The organism is Vibrio sp. V30_P3S12P165 (assembly GCF_009904905.1).
GTDB classification, from domain to species: Bacteria; Pseudomonadota; Gammaproteobacteria; order Enterobacterales; family Vibrionaceae; genus Vibrio; species Vibrio fujianensis.
On the sequence record NZ_WXWH01000018.1, the window covers coordinates 106,241 to 121,489 of the forward strand.

14 protein-coding genes are annotated in these 15,249 nt (G+C 43.1%); 4 read left to right on the forward strand and 10 right to left on the reverse strand.

The genetic code is table 11. From position 1 onward, the window contains the following. Positions 1-63: 63 nt before the first annotated feature. Together CAG57_RS04495 and lrp are read right to left on the reverse strand one after the other, a co-directional pair. Positions 64-2,919: a DNA translocase FtsK gene (locus CAG57_RS04495; RefSeq protein WP_161427923.1), complete on the reverse strand. Its 2,856-nt coding sequence runs from the start codon at positions 2,917-2,919 to the stop codon at positions 64-66. A gap of 184 nt (positions 2,920-3,103) precedes the next feature. After that, complete coding sequence (gene lrp, locus CAG57_RS04500; RefSeq protein WP_004726475.1) at positions 3,104-3,598, reverse strand: leucine-responsive transcriptional regulator Lrp; 495 nt, start codon at positions 3,596-3,598, stop codon at positions 3,104-3,106. Positions 3,599-3,746: 148 nt separating this feature from the next. Here lrp and ald point away from each other — a divergent pair, with 148 nt between their 5' ends. Further along, positions 3,747-4,874, forward strand: a complete 1,128-nt coding sequence (gene ald, locus CAG57_RS04505; protein ID WP_161427924.1) for an alanine dehydrogenase — start codon at positions 3,747-3,749, stop codon at positions 4,872-4,874. 6 nt (positions 4,875-4,880) lie between these two features. Here the strand turns inward: ald and CAG57_RS04510 are convergent, their stop codons facing one another. Both CAG57_RS04510 and cysB read right to left on the reverse strand, forming a co-directional pair. After that, on the reverse strand, positions 4,881-6,104 hold the full coding sequence (locus CAG57_RS04510; protein WP_161427925.1) for a methyltransferase: 1,224 nt from the start codon (positions 6,102-6,104) through the stop codon (positions 4,881-4,883). Between the two features lie 55 nt (positions 6,105-6,159). Next, entirely contained in the window at positions 6,160-7,134 is a 975-nt protein-coding gene (gene cysB, locus CAG57_RS04515) for an HTH-type transcriptional regulator CysB (RefSeq protein WP_161427926.1), read from the reverse strand. 295 nt (positions 7,135-7,429) lie between these two features. Between cysB and CAG57_RS04520 the strand changes: the two genes are divergently transcribed. Both CAG57_RS04520 and miaE read left to right on the forward strand, forming a co-directional pair. Continuing rightward, on the forward strand, positions 7,430-8,194 hold the full coding sequence (locus CAG57_RS04520; protein ID WP_099612144.1) for a DNA repair protein: 765 nt from the start codon (positions 7,430-7,432) through the stop codon (positions 8,192-8,194). Positions 8,195-8,254: 60 nt separating this feature from the next. Then, positions 8,255-9,037 carry a tRNA isopentenyl-2-thiomethyl-A-37 hydroxylase MiaE gene (gene miaE, locus CAG57_RS04525; protein WP_161426969.1) on the forward strand — a complete coding sequence of 261 codons (783 nt, stop codon included), beginning with the start codon at positions 8,255-8,257 and terminating at the stop codon, positions 9,035-9,037. A 70-nt stretch (positions 9,038-9,107) separates the two neighbouring features. Here miaE and pyrF read toward each other — a convergent pair whose 3' ends face one another. From pyrF to cmk, 6 genes are all read right to left on the reverse strand, one after another. After that, on the reverse strand, positions 9,108-9,803 hold the full coding sequence (pyrF, locus tag CAG57_RS04530; RefSeq protein ID WP_161426970.1) for an orotidine-5'-phosphate decarboxylase: 696 nt from the start codon (positions 9,801-9,803) through the stop codon (positions 9,108-9,110). Positions 9,804-9,869: 66 nt separating this feature from the next. Next, positions 9,870-11,039 carry a lipopolysaccharide assembly protein LapB gene (lapB, locus tag CAG57_RS04535; protein ID WP_099612141.1) on the reverse strand — a complete coding sequence of 390 codons (1,170 nt, stop codon included), beginning with the start codon at positions 11,037-11,039 and terminating at the stop codon, positions 9,870-9,872. A gap of 13 nt (positions 11,040-11,052) precedes the next feature. Then, positions 11,053-11,337, reverse strand: a complete 285-nt coding sequence (locus CAG57_RS04540; protein WP_099612140.1) for a LapA family protein — start codon at positions 11,335-11,337, stop codon at positions 11,053-11,055. A gap of 252 nt (positions 11,338-11,589) precedes the next feature. Continuing rightward, the gene (ihfB, locus tag CAG57_RS04545; protein WP_099612139.1) at positions 11,590-11,868 is read right to left on the reverse strand and encodes an integration host factor subunit beta; all 279 of its coding nucleotides are present in this window, start codon (positions 11,866-11,868) and stop codon (positions 11,590-11,592) included. Positions 11,869-12,150: 282 nt separating this feature from the next. Then, the gene (gene rpsA / locus CAG57_RS04550) at positions 12,151-13,821 is read right to left on the reverse strand and encodes a 30S ribosomal protein S1 (protein ID WP_099612138.1); all 1,671 of its coding nucleotides are present in this window, start codon (positions 13,819-13,821) and stop codon (positions 12,151-12,153) included. Between the two features lie 104 nt (positions 13,822-13,925). Further along, complete coding sequence (gene cmk / locus CAG57_RS04555) at positions 13,926-14,606, reverse strand: (d)CMP kinase (RefSeq protein ID WP_161426971.1); 681 nt, start codon at positions 14,604-14,606, stop codon at positions 13,926-13,928. Positions 14,607-15,031: 425 nt separating this feature from the next. Here cmk and tnpA point away from each other — a divergent pair. After that, positions 15,032-15,249, forward strand: a 218-nt coding sequence (tnpA, locus tag CAG57_RS04560; protein ID WP_161426972.1) for an IS66 family insertion sequence element accessory protein TnpA, incomplete at its 3' end; no start/stop codon positions are given.

Below are 15,249 nucleotides of genomic sequence, written 5' to 3' on the forward strand. Positions count from 1 at the left end.
GTCAACAGTACCTAGCTCACGCTCAGCAGTATAAGATAAAGAAACAGACATTAATTTTTAAGGTCAACAGCCCCTAGTAGGCGCGGGCGCGAGTACTTCTCGATTACCATTATGCCCCGGAGCGCTGACAATGCCTTGCGCTTCCAGTTGTTCAACAATACGAGCGGCACGGTTATAACCAATTTTAAAACGGCGCTGAACACCAGATACAGAACCTCGACGACTTTCAACCACATGCTCGACAACTTGGTCAAAAAGAGGGTCTATGTCCTCATCCTCTTCCATTTTTTCACCTGGTAACAATCCATCCGGCCCTTGATCGCCATTAATGATGTCACTGATATAATTCGGTTTTCCACGCGCTTTCCAGTTATTCACGACCGCATGAACATCGTCATCAGAAGCAAAAGCACCATGCACACGAATGGTATGGCTAGAGCCTGCTGGTAAATAAAGCATGTCGCCCATCCCTAATAACGACTCGGCACCACCTTGATCCAAAATGGTTCGTGAGTCTGTTTTGGTTGAAACAGTAAAGGCAACTCGCGTTGGAATATTTGCCTTAATCAATCCGGTAATCACATCGACCGACGGTCGTTGAGTAGCCAGAATAAGGTGAATACCCGCTGCACGTGCTTTTTGAGCTAAACGCGCAATTAACTCTTCAACCTTTTTACCGACCACCATCATTAAATCGGCAAACTCATCGACCACCACGACAATATAAGGCAGTTTTTCCAACAATGGGGGTTCGCTGTCCATACTTTCCGAATCATTCCAGAGAGGATCATGAATCGGATGCCCTGCTTGTGCGGCCATTTTCAGCTTATCGTTAAAGCCTTTTATATTTCTGACCCCTAACACGGACATCAATTTATAACGACGCTCCATCTCGCCCACACACCAACGTAATGCGTTAGACGCATCTTTCATATCGGTGACGACTTCCGCAAGTAAATGTGGGATCCCTTCATAAATCGATAATTCCAACATTTTCGGATCAATCATGATAAAACGAACATCTTCTGGCGTAGATTTATACAGCATACTCAGAATCATGACGTTCACACCGACCGATTTTCCGGAACCTGTCGTTCCCGCAACGAGAACGTGAGGCATTTTGGATAAATCGGCGACGACAGCTTCACCCGCAATATCCTGCCCTAACACAATGGTCGTTGGCGATTTTGATTCTTGAAATTGGTGACTACTGATCACATCCGACAAATAGACCGTCTGGCGGCTCATATTCGGTAGCTCCAAGCCAACATACGGTTTACCTGGAATCACCTCGACAACCCGAACCGCCATAGCTGAAAGAGAACGAGCTAAGTCCATGGATAAACTAGAAATACGGCTTACCTTTACTCCAGGTGCTAAATCTAACTCAAACCGGGTAATAACTGGCCCAGGGAAGATATCCACAACTTGTGCTTGAATTTTATAATCAGCCAATTTCGATTCCACTAAACGGGCAATCTCTTCTAAAGCGGCTCGGTCAATAAAGTTTTCTCGTTTTTCTGGATGATACAGCAACGCCAAAGTCGGCATCGGTTCTGCTGGCTTGGGTAAATTAACCTCTTGCTGCATCAAAAATGGATTCTGTTTAGCCGCGAGGTTGGCTTGAGCTTCAGATACCAAGGTTTGAAAAGCCTGTACGTCTGGATCGTCAGCATCACTTTCCTGCTCTCTTGTCGATGTTTCAGGCTGTATATTGGCTTGCTCCTCTACCACTGGCGTTTCAAGCACATCTAAGGTTGAAATCATCGGTTCTGTAGATTCTTCATCCCAATCAGACTGAGACAATGAAGCCATTGTCTGGCTACCATCTTGTGTTTCTGGTTCGATGAATTCCGTTGATGGCCGCAGCGAAGCATGCGGATTAAGATGCGTTTTTTCTAGGTCGACTTTTGTATCTTCAGCATAATCATCGTTTTGATACGCCGCATTTTCTAGCTCTTCAATCGTGGTATACAGCTGCGCCTCGCGGACAGTTTCTTGAGATAATGTTTCAAGCTCAGTGGTCGCTGAAGGTTCGTCCCCCCGATGGGAAACAGACAACTCAACCGGATTTGGCTGCTCTTTTTCCGAACGAGGCTCAGGGATATGAATATTAAAACGTCGCTCTTGTGGCTCGTTTTGGTTTTGGTCTTCTTCGATTGATAATGAACTCATAACTGACTCATCCGGAGCCTGTTGATCATGTTCAGAGAGAGGAGAAAATGCGGAGACGTTAGGTTCTAACAGTTGTGGAGCCACTAATTCGGATTTTTCACCACGACAACGGTTGACTAACCACTGAAAGGCACGGATGGTAAACTCTCCTAACCACTCGACAATAGTTAACCAAGAAATACCCGTAAGTAAGGTAAAACCCGCCCCCCACAAAAAAAGTAACACCAGCGTTGTGCCTAATAAATTTAAGATGGGCAAAGCCAAGCTAGTCAATACATCGCCAATCACACCGCCAGAAGAAAAGTACCAGATGTCATCAAAATTAATATCAGCAAGGCCACAACTGGTTAAAATCAATATGGCTAGGCCCAATAACCTTGTTCCCCACAAGGTAAAATCGAGCCGTTCATCTTCCTCTCTCGCTCGTAAAAAAACCCAAGCACTCAACGTTAAAATGATCGGTAATAAATAGGCTAATGAGCCAAAGACAAAAAATAGAGTATCTGCGATCCAAGCACCAATCATTCCTCCTGCATTTTGAATATCAGCGCCCCAAGCAGTTTGAGACCAAGAAGGGTCAGCAGGATGAAAAGTAACCAGCGCTACCGCTAATAAAATGGAAAAGAGTACCGCTAAAATTAGCCCACACTCTTTTAATCGTTGTTTACCGTTCAAGCGCAAAGACTGAGGCTCTTCACTGGTCTTGACGATCGTTTCAACTTTATGATTGTTCTCTTTGAACATAAACCAACTTGACTATGATAATGCCCAATATGTTATACACTATACGCATATCGGAGCGATGAAAACAGTCCGAGCGGCTACTGCCGCTCGGTTTGTTTATAGATTTAACCATACCAAGGTAAAAAACCCAATCTATCTCGGTCAGAATGTGGCAAGAACTCGCTATTCCACTGACAGAAACAGATTAACGGGTCTTAATCACCAGTTGGTTGGTTTGTTTGACTTCTTCCATGACCACATAAGTGCGAGTATCATTCACACCAGGCAGACGCAACAACGTGTCCCCCAAAAGCTTGCGATACGCCCCCATGTCTGAGACTCGAGTTTTGAGAAGATAATCAAAATCACCAGAGACTAAATGACACTCTTGAATATCATCCAGCTTTTGTACCGCAGTGTTAAATTGTTCAAATACATCTGGTGCACCACGATTCAACGTGATCTCAACAAACACGAGCAGTGAAGCATCGAGATATTGAGGGTTGAGTAACGCAGTATATCCGGTGATATACCCTTGACGCTCTAAACGACGTACACGTTCTAAACAAGGAGTCGGTGAAAGCCCTACTCGCTTGGATAATTCAACGTTTGAAATACGACCATCTTTTTGCAACTCATTTAAGATATTGCGATCAATCCGGTCAAGATCCTTGGACGGCCTTTTATAGTTGTCTGCCATTTTTTATTCCACCTTATTACTTCCTTGCAAAAAAATATACTATAACTTTTTGATATTCAGCATCAAACTTTATATATGCACAACTAAACTAGTTATAAATTCGATACAACGTGACTACATTCACTAACCCTACAACTAAGGAGTCAGGATGATAATTGGCATCCCAAAAGAAATCAAAAACCACGAGTATAGAGTGGGAATGATTCCTGCTAATGTGAGAGAACTTCTCACTTATGGCCACCAAGTGATTGTCGAAACCCATGCAGGCACAGGTATCGGTTTCTCAGACGATGATTACATCGCTGCCGGGGCATCCATTATTCACTCTGCTGCAGACTTATTTGCGCAAGCAGACATGATTATAAAAGTTAAAGAGCCTCAGGTTGTAGAACGATCGATGCTAAAAGAAGGACAAATTCTATTTACCTATCTACATCTTGCCCCAGATTTTCCACAAACTGAAGCACTTATCAAGAGTAACGCGGTTTGCATCGCCTATGAGACTGTAACAGATCATATGGGACGCTTACCACTATTAGCCCCTATGTCTGAAGTAGCAGGTAGAATGGCAATACAAGCCGGAGCGCTTACCCTAGAAAAATCACAAGCCGGTATGGGCTTACTCTTAGGTGGCGTACCCGGTGTCGCACCGGCCAAAGTCGTTATCCTTGGCGGAGGGATGGTTGGTGCCAATGCGGCAAGAATGGCTATCGGTTTAAAAGCGGACGTAACCATTTTAGACCGAAATGTGGATGTACTCCGAAAGCTAGACCAAGAATTTCAAGGGCGAGTCAAACTGCTTTTCTCCACCAACGAAGCAATTGAACAGCAAATTCTTGCCGCCGATCTCGTTATTGGAGCCGTACTCATTCCGGGGGCCACCGCACCCAAATTAGTCACTAAAGAGCATATTAAACGAATGAAGCCCGGTTCTGCCGTTGTCGATGTTGCCATTGACCAAGGTGGCTGTTTCGAGACATCTCGCCCCACTACCCATGACAACCCAACTTATGTGGTCGATGACGTTGTCCATTACTGTGTCGCGAATATGCCCGGAGCGGTTGCTCGCACATCGACTTTTGCTCTCAATAACGCAACGCTTCCCTATATTATCAAATTAGCTAACCAAGGCTATCAACAAGCATTGCTGAGTGACCCCGGATTTTTGAAGGGCCTCAATGTCATTCATGGCCAAGTTACCTGTCGAGAAGTTGCCGATAATTTCAAACTACCGTATGTCTCGCCACTTGATGCCATTAACCGATTAAGTGAATAAAGCCAATCAATAGCCGGGGGATACCCGGTTATCTTTTTGTGCATGAATCACAAGGTTTCTCGGTGTGATAGCTCGCCGACAAAACTCACCGATCTCAACTCGATACCCTTGCTCTTGTAGAAATAGCGCCCGATCCAAAACAAGCCACAACTCAAGTAAACGTTGAAAACCATGTTGAACTAAACTGAGTCGCTCCATTTTCCAAAAACGCTCAATACCTTTTTGATGATAATATTCAAAATGAATAGTGGGTAAGGTCATGCCCTTTTTAGCGGCCGCCCAACAACAAAAAGCCTCAAAGCCTTCATTTAACTGCGACTTTTTAACACTCGGGGTCGGAAGGTATTCTTGATAACCGAGTTCAGCTTTTAACAACTCATCCCATCCGAGTCGGTAGGTCATTTCCAACCAACGATGGCGCTTAACACGCTCCCCTCCGGTCACGGTTTCCTGCAACGGGATTCTCAATTCATTCCGAGTCAAATTCAAAGCAGATCGTTTTGCTAGCTGAGAAAGAGGACTATAATATTCACCTTCAATCAAATGATAACAACAAGGAGAAAAGGTAATGGCCGCTAACTGATTCGTCACCGCATACTGCAATAAGCGAACATGTAAATCACCACAGGCATGCAATGCAACGGCATGCTGATGCGCTTTAAATAAACGCTGGCTGCGCACATCCAATGCATCACCTTGAACAAAATTCATCCTTAACCCTAAACGATCCGCCTCCAATTGGCCTTGCTCACATAATGCCTCTTGGTATTCAAAACTCACCACGGGATGAGATGAGTGAGAGGCAAGCCAACGGCCAAGGTATCCTTTACCCGAACACCACTCTAACCAAGCTTCACCTTGATGTCGACTGACCAGAAAAGCCCCCAAACTTTTTATCTGCACAAACTTACGACCAGGAACCCCAGGATAAGGCTCACTATACGCCTCACAAAAATCATTCGATTGCCCATTCGATAACAACAGACGCAAAGATTGAACAATATGATCAAGTTTAGGGATATGGACCGATAGCATAGCTATTAATGGTTCAGGCTGCTGTTTCAATTCAGCAACCTGTTCATTTGAAAGGGTACTCAACCACGCCTCTAACTCAGGAGCTATTGAAGACCAAGGCGCTGTTGCTAAGCCACTATCATGAAAAGGCTCAAAACGCCAGAAAGGCTGCGTCTGACTAAGATAAGTATCAATGTATTGAAAACAATCGCGCATGCGCCCTCCTCAAATAATGGCCTATTTTAGAGTGGTACTTATGAGGAGGAAAGCATTAGCGTACCGGCAGCTCGATATCTTTAAACATCTCTTCGATTTCAGCATTAGATTTTAAAGAAATCGCACGCTCAACCACAGGTCTGGTTAAATGAGGAGCGAAACGTTCCATAAAATCATACATATATGTGCGCAAAAAAGTACCACGACGAAAACCAATGCTCGTGGTACTCGCACCAAAAATGTGGCTGGCATCAATGGCCACTAAATCAGTGTCTTGCTCTTTATCAATCGCCATACTGGCTATCACCCCAATCCCCACCCCCATTCGAACGTAAGTTTTAATCACATCAGCATCCGTGGCCGTAAACACCACTCGAGGATGCAACCCAACACGATTAAAGGCGGTATCAAGTTCTGAACGCCCAGTAAAACCAAACACATAAGTGACCAAAGGGTAAGCCGCAACATCTTCAATGGTAACAGAAGCTTTCTGTGCCAATGGGTGATCGTGAGGCACAACAATGGAGCGATTCCAATGGTAGCAAGGCAACATGATCGCATCTTGATATAAATGGAGTGCTTCAGTAGCAATGGCAAAATTGGCAATACCCTTAGCGATCGCCTCAGACATTTGACTCGGCGTGCCTTGGTGCATATGCAAAGACACTTTCGGATAGCGAGCAGTAAAACCTTTAATTACATCAGGTAATGCATAACGAGCTTGGGTATGGGTGGTTGAAATATTCAACGTGCCCATTTCTGGATGAGTATGCTCTGCGGCAACCGATTTAATGCTTTCTGTTCGCGCAAGAATTTCGGTGGCAATCCGGATAACCTCTTGACCAGCATGGGTCACTTGGGTCAAATGCTTGCCGCTGCGCTCAAAAATCTGTATCCCGAGCTCATCTTCTAATAAGCGAACTTGTTTACTGATACCAGGTTGTGAGGTATACAAACTTTCTGCTGTCGCCGACACATTTAAGTTATGATTGACCACTTCTACAATATATTTAAGTTGCTGCAACTTCATAATTTATCTTATTTCCTTCTGAGAAGTGCGACATCGCCGTTCTATGGTTTATAATGATTAGTTATAACGCTTCACGAACACAATGCAAAGAGCTTACAATAAATAGTTGTACAAACGCGGCACATTTCGATCATCATTAAGAAAAATGAGCGCCTACCCTAAAAATGATCGCTCTGTTGCATTTTTTTATGCGGCAAGCACAAATAATGCACATTGACTCTTGGTAGATGGTGTAGAGAGAAGCTAGGATAGTGTATGCTCTGGCATTGGGCCTTTTAAAAAAGATACGGATTTTATGAATATAGGTTTAATTATCGCTCTGGTGGCCATTCTATTGGTTTTAATCTTGGGTTATAACATCATGCTGCAATACAGACTCAAGATTGAAACAACCAAAAAACAAGAGTCAGCAAGGTACCTAACCATTATTGATGCTACCGAAGACTTAATCGGCAATGCTCATCATCTTCCGTTTAGTAAAGATCTACTTGTTTGCTTGAATACCCGTATTCTTGACGCCCTACAAAATATGTTAGATCTCGATCCAAAAAATAAGCAATTAGCTCAACGTGTTGAAAATATGCAGACACAAATCCAACACCTAAAAGAAAACCACCCGGGTGGAGAAAGTACTACATTTAAAGTCCCGACTAGCGATAAGCAAGCCATCGTCATGCTAAAATTAGTCAAACGGTTACGTGATACTATCCGTAGTGAACATAATAAAGGCCGTTTTGATACCCAAGCTTATGTCACTGAAAATGCTCGATTAGAAACCATACAGATCCGTATTAATATCGAAAATGTCATTAAACGAGCTAAAGATTCAATTGTTCGAGGCCAACCCGGAACCGCCTTACAGTTACTTCGCAAAGGATTAGACGTGCTAAGTACCAAAAATGACAGTTATTCTCATCAAGCTCGAGAAAAGTTACAAGCCATGTATGATGAAGTCGAATCACGTCGCCAAACCAAAAATGCATCTGAAGTTCAACAACGTGAAGAAAAAGAACGAGATAGTGATATGGAAGCGCTCTTTGGTGAAAAGAAAAAGTGGTAATAATCTCCCCCACTACTCACCTATTCATGGCAACATAATATATGAACTTTTTAATGGCTTATGATCAACAATACACCCGCTATTGAACAGCTAATCAATCCACTTAAGCAATTTCTCGCTTGTGCAACCCCCGATGCTTGGCTTAATGAAGCTCAAAAACCCGAAAATCTGTCAATTATCCTCCGTGACCACTTATTGTGTGAGCTGAAAGCCGCACAAAGCGCTATGTTTTTACTTAAACGCTACGTAGTGACAGAGGAAGGAAGCCGGCAACTAAGCCAGTTATCAGCACCTTATGAGCAGTTTGCTTACAAATGCGTCGGTAACCTCAACACGTTACAAGGAAAAAATCAGCTCTCCAAGTCTATTCAAGCGAAGCCAAACTGCCTTTATGGACAAGCGATGATTGATAAAATGGTACTCTTGATCAAAGAAGAGCTGCATCATTTTTATCAAGTACTTGAACTTATCCAACAAAAGGGATTTGAATATCAGCCAATTAACGCTAGTCGATATGCTAAGGGGATGCTTAAACACGTCAAAACGTATGAGCCCGATGCACTCGTCGATAAGCTTATTATTGGCGCATTTATTGAAGCCCGTTCATGTGAACGTTTCGCAAAACTAGCACCTTATTTAGAGCACGATGTAGGAAAATTTTATTTTTCTCTTTTACGCTCAGAAGCACGACACTATCAAGACTACTTGGAACTCGCAGAACAGATTGCAAGTAAAGATATTTCAGAACGTATCGAGCACTTCGCTAATGTTGAAGCTAAATTAATTTCCTCACCGGATAGCGACTTTAAGTTCCATAGCGGTATTCCGACATTTTCAGCGTAAACTCAACTCAGCGTAAACTCAACCAAGCAAAAGAGGTGTTCAAATCACCTCTTTTGCTGCTATTGACGATTTAAAGTAGGGATGCATGAATCTCTGCCAACACTTGAGCAGGATTGCTGGCTTTGGTAATTGGCCGACCGATCACGAGATAATCAGCTCCTGAGTTGATGGCTTGCTCTGGCGTCATTATCCGACGTTGGTCACCAATATCGGCCCCTATTGGCCTAATTCCCGGTGTAACTAACTTAAAGGCTTGTCCAAGCTCACGTTTTAGCTTAGAGGCTTCCTGAGCCGAGCATACGACGCCATCTAAACCGGAATTTTTTGTCAGTCTCGCTAAGCGCATCACCTGCTGCTCTGGTTCACTGTTGATACCAATACCTTGTAAATCACTCTGTTCCATACTCGTTAAGACGGTTACTCCAATTAACAATGGACGATCACAACCGTAAGGCTCAAGTATTTCTCGTGCAGCCGTCATCATACGCTCTCCACCGCTGGCATGAACATTGACCATCCAAACACCTAAATCCGCCGCTGCTCGCACTGCCTTAGCGCAAGTATTAGGAATATCATGAAACTTAAGATCGAGAAAAACAGCAAACCCTCGATCATGTAACTCAGTAACGAAATGGGGACCAAACCGTGTAAACATCTCTTTGCCAATTTTTAACCGACAACTTGTCGGATCAATTTTATCGACAAACGTAAGCGCATCGGTTTTGTGTTCATAATCGAGTGCAACGATCACTTTTGGGTCGTTCATTTCTACTCCTAAGATATACATTGAGCCTAAAAAAATGCAGCTTATAGAGCTGCAAATCTTGAAAAATCATTCGCCATCCAATCCACGGATGGGCTTAATCGATCCCCACCCTTTGCAGGATGGACAGTGCCAATATAGCGAGTGCGTTGAGAAACCACAGCGGCGGCATCGGTAATGTGGTTTTGTTTTTAACTGCTCACCCACTAACCGTTGCAAAGTTAACAAACTAGCTTTAGCGCGCCCTTCTTCTGCCTCAGCAATATGGTAATCAATCAGACGATAAAAACCTTTCATGGTTGGATTTTTGACTAATTGGCGAGTTAATAATTCTTGAGCACTGGCGGTACCATCATGCTGCGCGACTAATTGTGCTAGCATTAACTCAGCAGACACTCCTGCATTATTGTTAATACACTGACGCAATAATTCAATCAATTGTGGCTCTTGGCCAAGATGATGATAACATTCGGCTAAGGATGGTAGAACTTCTCCAATAAAATCAATATCTTGCTCGAAAACCATTTCAAGATAAATCAGCGTCTGTTTATAATCTTGGTTGGCTAAATAGAGTTTTCCTAAGGAAATACTGGCACGCACGCATTTAGGGTCTTCATGTAAAGCTCGTTTTAGCAACTGGATCGCTTTATGATCTTTCCCTTCTGCTTTTTCCTGCATTGCCAGTTCACACCAAAAATGAGCAATGGTTTGCTTCATTCGCTTACGCCCGAGCTTGACTAAGGCTTGCGCACATGAAATCGCCTTATGCCATTCACGTGTTTGCTGATAAATTGCGGTTAATTGTTGAAGCGCAGACTCACGATGTTCTGGTTCATCAATTAATTGCTCAAAGATTTTCTCTGCACGATCCAAAAATCCAGCGACCATATAATCTTTCGCTAACTGCTGTAAGGCGAGGTTTTTTTGATCAATGGTTAAGCCTGAACGAGAAATCAGGTTTTGATGGATACGAATTGCACGATCAACCTCACCACGAGAACGAAATAAATTTCCCAATGCAAGATGGGTATCTATCGTTTCGTTATCCACTTGCAACAGCTCGATAAAGTGATCAACGGCTTTATCAGACTGATCTGAAAGTAATAAATTTAGTCCCGTTACATACTGTCGAGATATTTGGTGGGAATGCTTCTGCTTGTCTTGCTGAGCACTACGATTACCCATATACCAGCCATAGGCGGCAGCAATAGGCAAGAGCAAGAAAAGAAGTTCTAACATCTAAGTAATAGCCTTACTCGAGAGTCGCTTTAGCATTTGTCTGCTCTTGCGATTTTGTGTGTTGTTTTAGCTTTCGAGTCAATTTACGAATTTCTAATTGAGATTTCAGATAAAAACTGCCAAAAATGATCCACGCAATAAGAAAGCCAACGACAAAGACACTGCCAAGCAAAGTTGATAGATGAAACTCACCTTGAGCGAATAAATAGTTAAATGTGACTAACGCTTGATTCTGTGATCCTAACGCTAAAGCCAGTAAGAAAAGAGCGAGTAGCACAAGGATTTTTATCATTTTCATAATTGATTACCCATCCACAAATCTATTAACCGATTATGCAGGAAAACGCTCAGACAAACCATGCGCAATTTTATAGTCCAATCAGCTTAAGATTACTCGAAATCCACAGCAAGCAGTGGACGCCCCAGATAGAAAGAGCCTCCGCCCGATAAGAAGAGAGCAAATAAAGTTGCGATAGCATTCCGAATCAAAATATAAAAAAACGGCACACCAAGACAGTATGCCGCTTATAAGGCTATTCTACCATTAAAACTATTGATTAACTCGCTCACGCAACTCTTTACCCGGTTTAAAGTGCGGAACATATTTACCATCCAATTCGACTTTTTCACCAGTTTTAGGATTGCGTCCAACACGGGGATCACGATAGTGCAAAGAGAAACTACCAAATCCTCGAATTTCAATGCGATCTCCAGCTTCTAATGTTTTCGACATGTGTTCCAGAATCTCTTTTACCGCATCTTCAATTTCTTTTGCCGACAGATGGGGTTGCTCGGTACACAGCCTTTCTATTAATTCAGACTTCGTCATAGTTTCCCTCTTTGAGTTTTTACCCTGATTATAGTCAGTAATATCAATTCCAACAAACACTTGCTTCATATTGTATAAAAAGAGTATGGCTAAGTTGCATCAAAGAAAGCGGAGAACATGTCTCTTAGAAAAACTTAGCTTAGCTTTTATACCTCAAAGGGATAAACCGGGCTCTCTGAGGTCCAGCAATACTAGCATAAGTAAATGTAATAGATCATCACGTTATCTCGCTGATGAATAAAAAAAGGGGCCATGCGGCCCCTTTTTAATCAACAAGTTAGATTACTCGCCTTTAGCAGCTTTGAAAGCGTCTGCCATTGCATTACCGAAAGCAACATCATCTTGTTTATTGATAGATGCCATTGCTTCTTGCTCTTCAGCTTCATCTTTCGCTTTGATAGATAAATTGATGACGCGGTTTTTACGGTCAACACCAGTAAATTTCGCTTCAACTTTATCACCAACACTGAGAAGTAGAGATGCATCTTCTACGCGGTCACGAGTAATTTCAGAGGCACGAAGGTAACCTTCTACACCATCTTCTAACTCGATCGTTGCGCCTTTAGCGTCAACAGCGGTTACCGTACCGTTAACTAGAGTGCCTTTCTTATTATCAGCAACATAAGCATTGAATGGGTCATTTTCCATTTGCTTAACGCCTAGAGAAATACGCTCACGCTCTGCATCTACAGCTAGAACAACTGCAGAGATCTCGTCACCTTTTTTGTACTCACGTACTGCTTCTTCTCCAGGAACATTCCAAGAGATGTCAGAAAGGTGAACCAGACCATCGATACCGCCATCAAGACCGATAAAGATACCGAAATCAGTGATAGACTTGATCTTACCAGTCACTTTATCGCCTTTAGCTTGTGCTTCAGCGAATGACTGCCAAGGGTTAGCTTTACACTGTTTCAAGCCTAGAGAGATACGACGACGTTCTTCGTCGATATCAAGAACCATAACCTCAACTTCGTCGCCAACATTAACAACTTTAGATGGGTGAATGTTCTTGTTAGTCCAGTCCATTTCTGAAACGTGAACCAGACCTTCAACGCCTTCTTCGATTTCAACAAAGCAGCCGTAATCAGTTAGGTTTGTTACGCGACCAGTTAGTTTGTGACCTTCTGGGTAACGTTTAGCGATTGCTACCCATGGATCTTCGCCAAGCTGTTTCAGACCTAGAGAAACACGGGTACGTTCACGGTCAAACTTAAGAACTTTAACTAGGATTTCGTCACCAACGTTAACGATTTCTGATGGATGCTTAACGCGTTTCCAAGCCATATCTGTGATATGTAGAAGACCATCAACACCGCCAAGATCAACGAATGCACCGTAATCAGTAAGGTTCTTAACGATACCTTTAACTTCAGTACCTTCTTGTAGAGTTTCAAGAAGTTCGTCACGCTCAACACTGCTTTCAGATTCGATAACAGCACGACGAGAAACAACAACGTTGTTGCGTTTCTGATCAAGCTTGATGACTTTGAACTCTAGCTCTTTGTTTTCTAAGTGAGCAGTGTCACGGATTGGACGAACGTCAACTAGAGAGCCTGGAAGGAATGCACGGATACCGTTCAATTCAACAGTGAAGCCACCTTTAACTTTACCATTGATGATACCAATAACCGTTTCAGCTTCTTCGTAAGCTTTCTCAAGAACGATCCACGCTTCGTGACGTTTCGCTTTCTCACGAGAAAGTTGAGTTTCACCGAAACCGTCTTCAACAGCGTCAAGTGCTACGTCAACTTCTGAACCAACTTCTACTTCTAGTTCACCCGCAGCGTTTTTGAACTGTTCTGCTGGAATAGCAGATTCAGACTTAAGGCCAGCGTCAACAAGAACGTAGCCATTTTCAATCGCAACAACAGTACCTTTAACGATAGTACCTTGTTGGAATTGGGTTTCATTTAGAAACTCTTCAAAGAGTTGAGCAAAAGATTCAGTCATGTATTTAATCTTCAATAATTAAACGTCCATGGGTATCCTACCGCATGGGGTTATTAAAATCGCCAGTCATCATCCTTGCGACCAACGTTCTTAACTGGCGTGATTTATTCCACCAGTTTCGATTCTATATATTGTAACGCTTGTTCCACCACTTGATCTATAGATAATGTGGTGGAATCAAGTAATAGCGCATCCTCGGCTGGGCGCAGTGGTGCCACGGAACGATTACGATCTCGTTCATCTCGCTCTTGAATTTCGCTTAAAAGGTTGTCAAATTTAACATTAAGGCCTTTCAGTTGCAACTGCTTATAACGACGCTGAGCTCGTTCTTGTGCGCTCGCATCTAGGAAAATTTTCACAGCAGCTTGGGGAAAAACAACCGTCCCCATATCTCGTCCATCCGCCACCAAGCCATGGCCCTGATCAAAAGCTCGTTGTCGACGTAGCAAAGCTTCTCTGACGCGAGGTAATGCGGCAATTTTTGAGGCAGCCATCCCCGTTTCTTCTTTTCTCAGTTCCCTGGAAACATCTTCTCCTTCAAGAATGACTTTCACCAAATCACCTTCAGCAACAAATTGTACATCCAGATGCGTTGCCAATGGAACTAAAGCGTCTTCTGAATCAATATCAACACCATGATGAAGAGCGGCAAGAGCTAATACCCGATAAATCGCTCCTGAATCTAACAGCTGAAACCCGAGTTTTTTCGCCAACAACATACAAAGAGTGCCTTTACCAGCACCACTAGGTCCATCCACGGTAATGACCGCTGTTTGCAAGGACATGCTTTACTCCATTTATTGTTTATTTTTCGTATGACTTATTTCGCGACTGACGGCGCATTTGACTATACCCAAACAACTTGGAGTTGCAGGTTGGCGGCAAGTGAGTGACAAATTTGTCTGGAACAAATTTGAACAGCCATAGGCTGGCCTTTGGTGAGAGCCACGAATGGCTCTCATCACCCCGATGAACATAGACAGGCTATGTGATTGAGGTGAACGAACGTAGCCAACCCCCCTGCAGATCAAGTAGGAAAGGGATAGCATGGAATTATATACCGAAGTGCAACTAAGATGCGAGTTTCCCAACCCATTACAATAAGACAACGCCTTATACTATCTACACCGTAAGCGCCCCATAAACCCCACATTCTAATCAATATCGGTACGTCCTAAGATCAAATCTCCCAATCTCAAGGAGATCTGAAATGGCAAAACGACGTACCGACCAAGAATGGCAAACCCTGTTTGAAAAATACCAATCCAGTCATTTATCCCAGCGTGTCTTCTGTGAGCGTAACGGGTTAAGTCTGTCTACCTTTTATGCCAAACGCCAGCAGTTACAAACCACGAAAACCACCAATATCGGTGGTTTTGTTAAAGCAGAAGTTATCGAAAAAACGACTCGCTACCAAGTAACTCAAAC

Excerpts from the sequence above, each read along its gene's own strand:
- cmk (WP_161426971.1), bottom strand. The coding sequence starts at position 14,606 with ATGTCCTTGCAAACAGCGGTCATTACCGTGGATGGACCTAGTGGTGCT.
- miaE (WP_161426969.1), top strand. The coding sequence starts at position 8,255 with ATGATCAACAATACACCCGCTATTGAACAGCTAATCAATCCACTTAAG.
- CAG57_RS04495 (WP_161427923.1), bottom strand. The coding sequence starts at position 2,919 with ATGTTCAAAGAGAACAATCATAAAGTTGAAACGATCGTCAAGACCAGT.
- cysB (WP_161427926.1), bottom strand. The coding sequence starts at position 7,134 with ATGAAGTTGCAGCAACTTAAATATATTGTAGAAGTGGTCAATCATAAC.
- lapB (WP_099612141.1), bottom strand. The coding sequence starts at position 11,039 with ATGTTAGAACTTCTTTTCTTGCTCTTGCCTATTGCTGCCGCCTATGGC.
- rpsA (WP_099612138.1), bottom strand. The coding sequence starts at position 13,821 with ATGACTGAATCTTTTGCTCAACTCTTTGAAGAGTTTCTAAATGAAACC.
- pyrF (WP_161426970.1), bottom strand. The coding sequence starts at position 9,803 with ATGAACGACCCAAAAGTGATCGTTGCACTCGATTATGAACACAAAACC.
- lrp (WP_004726475.1), bottom strand. The coding sequence starts at position 3,598 with ATGGCAGACAACTATAAAAGGCCGTCCAAGGATCTTGACCGGATTGAT.
- ihfB (WP_099612139.1), bottom strand. The coding sequence starts at position 11,868 with ATGACGAAGTCTGAATTAATAGAAAGGCTGTGTACCGAGCAACCCCAT.
- CAG57_RS04520 (WP_099612144.1), top strand. The coding sequence starts at position 7,430 with ATGAATATAGGTTTAATTATCGCTCTGGTGGCCATTCTATTGGTTTTA.
- CAG57_RS04540 (WP_099612140.1), bottom strand. The coding sequence starts at position 11,337 with ATGAAAATGATAAAAATCCTTGTGCTACTCGCTCTTTTCTTACTGGCT.
- CAG57_RS04510 (WP_161427925.1), bottom strand. The coding sequence starts at position 6,104 with ATGCGCGATTGTTTTCAATACATTGATACTTATCTTAGTCAGACGCAG.
- ald (WP_161427924.1), top strand. The coding sequence starts at position 3,747 with ATGATAATTGGCATCCCAAAAGAAATCAAAAACCACGAGTATAGAGTG.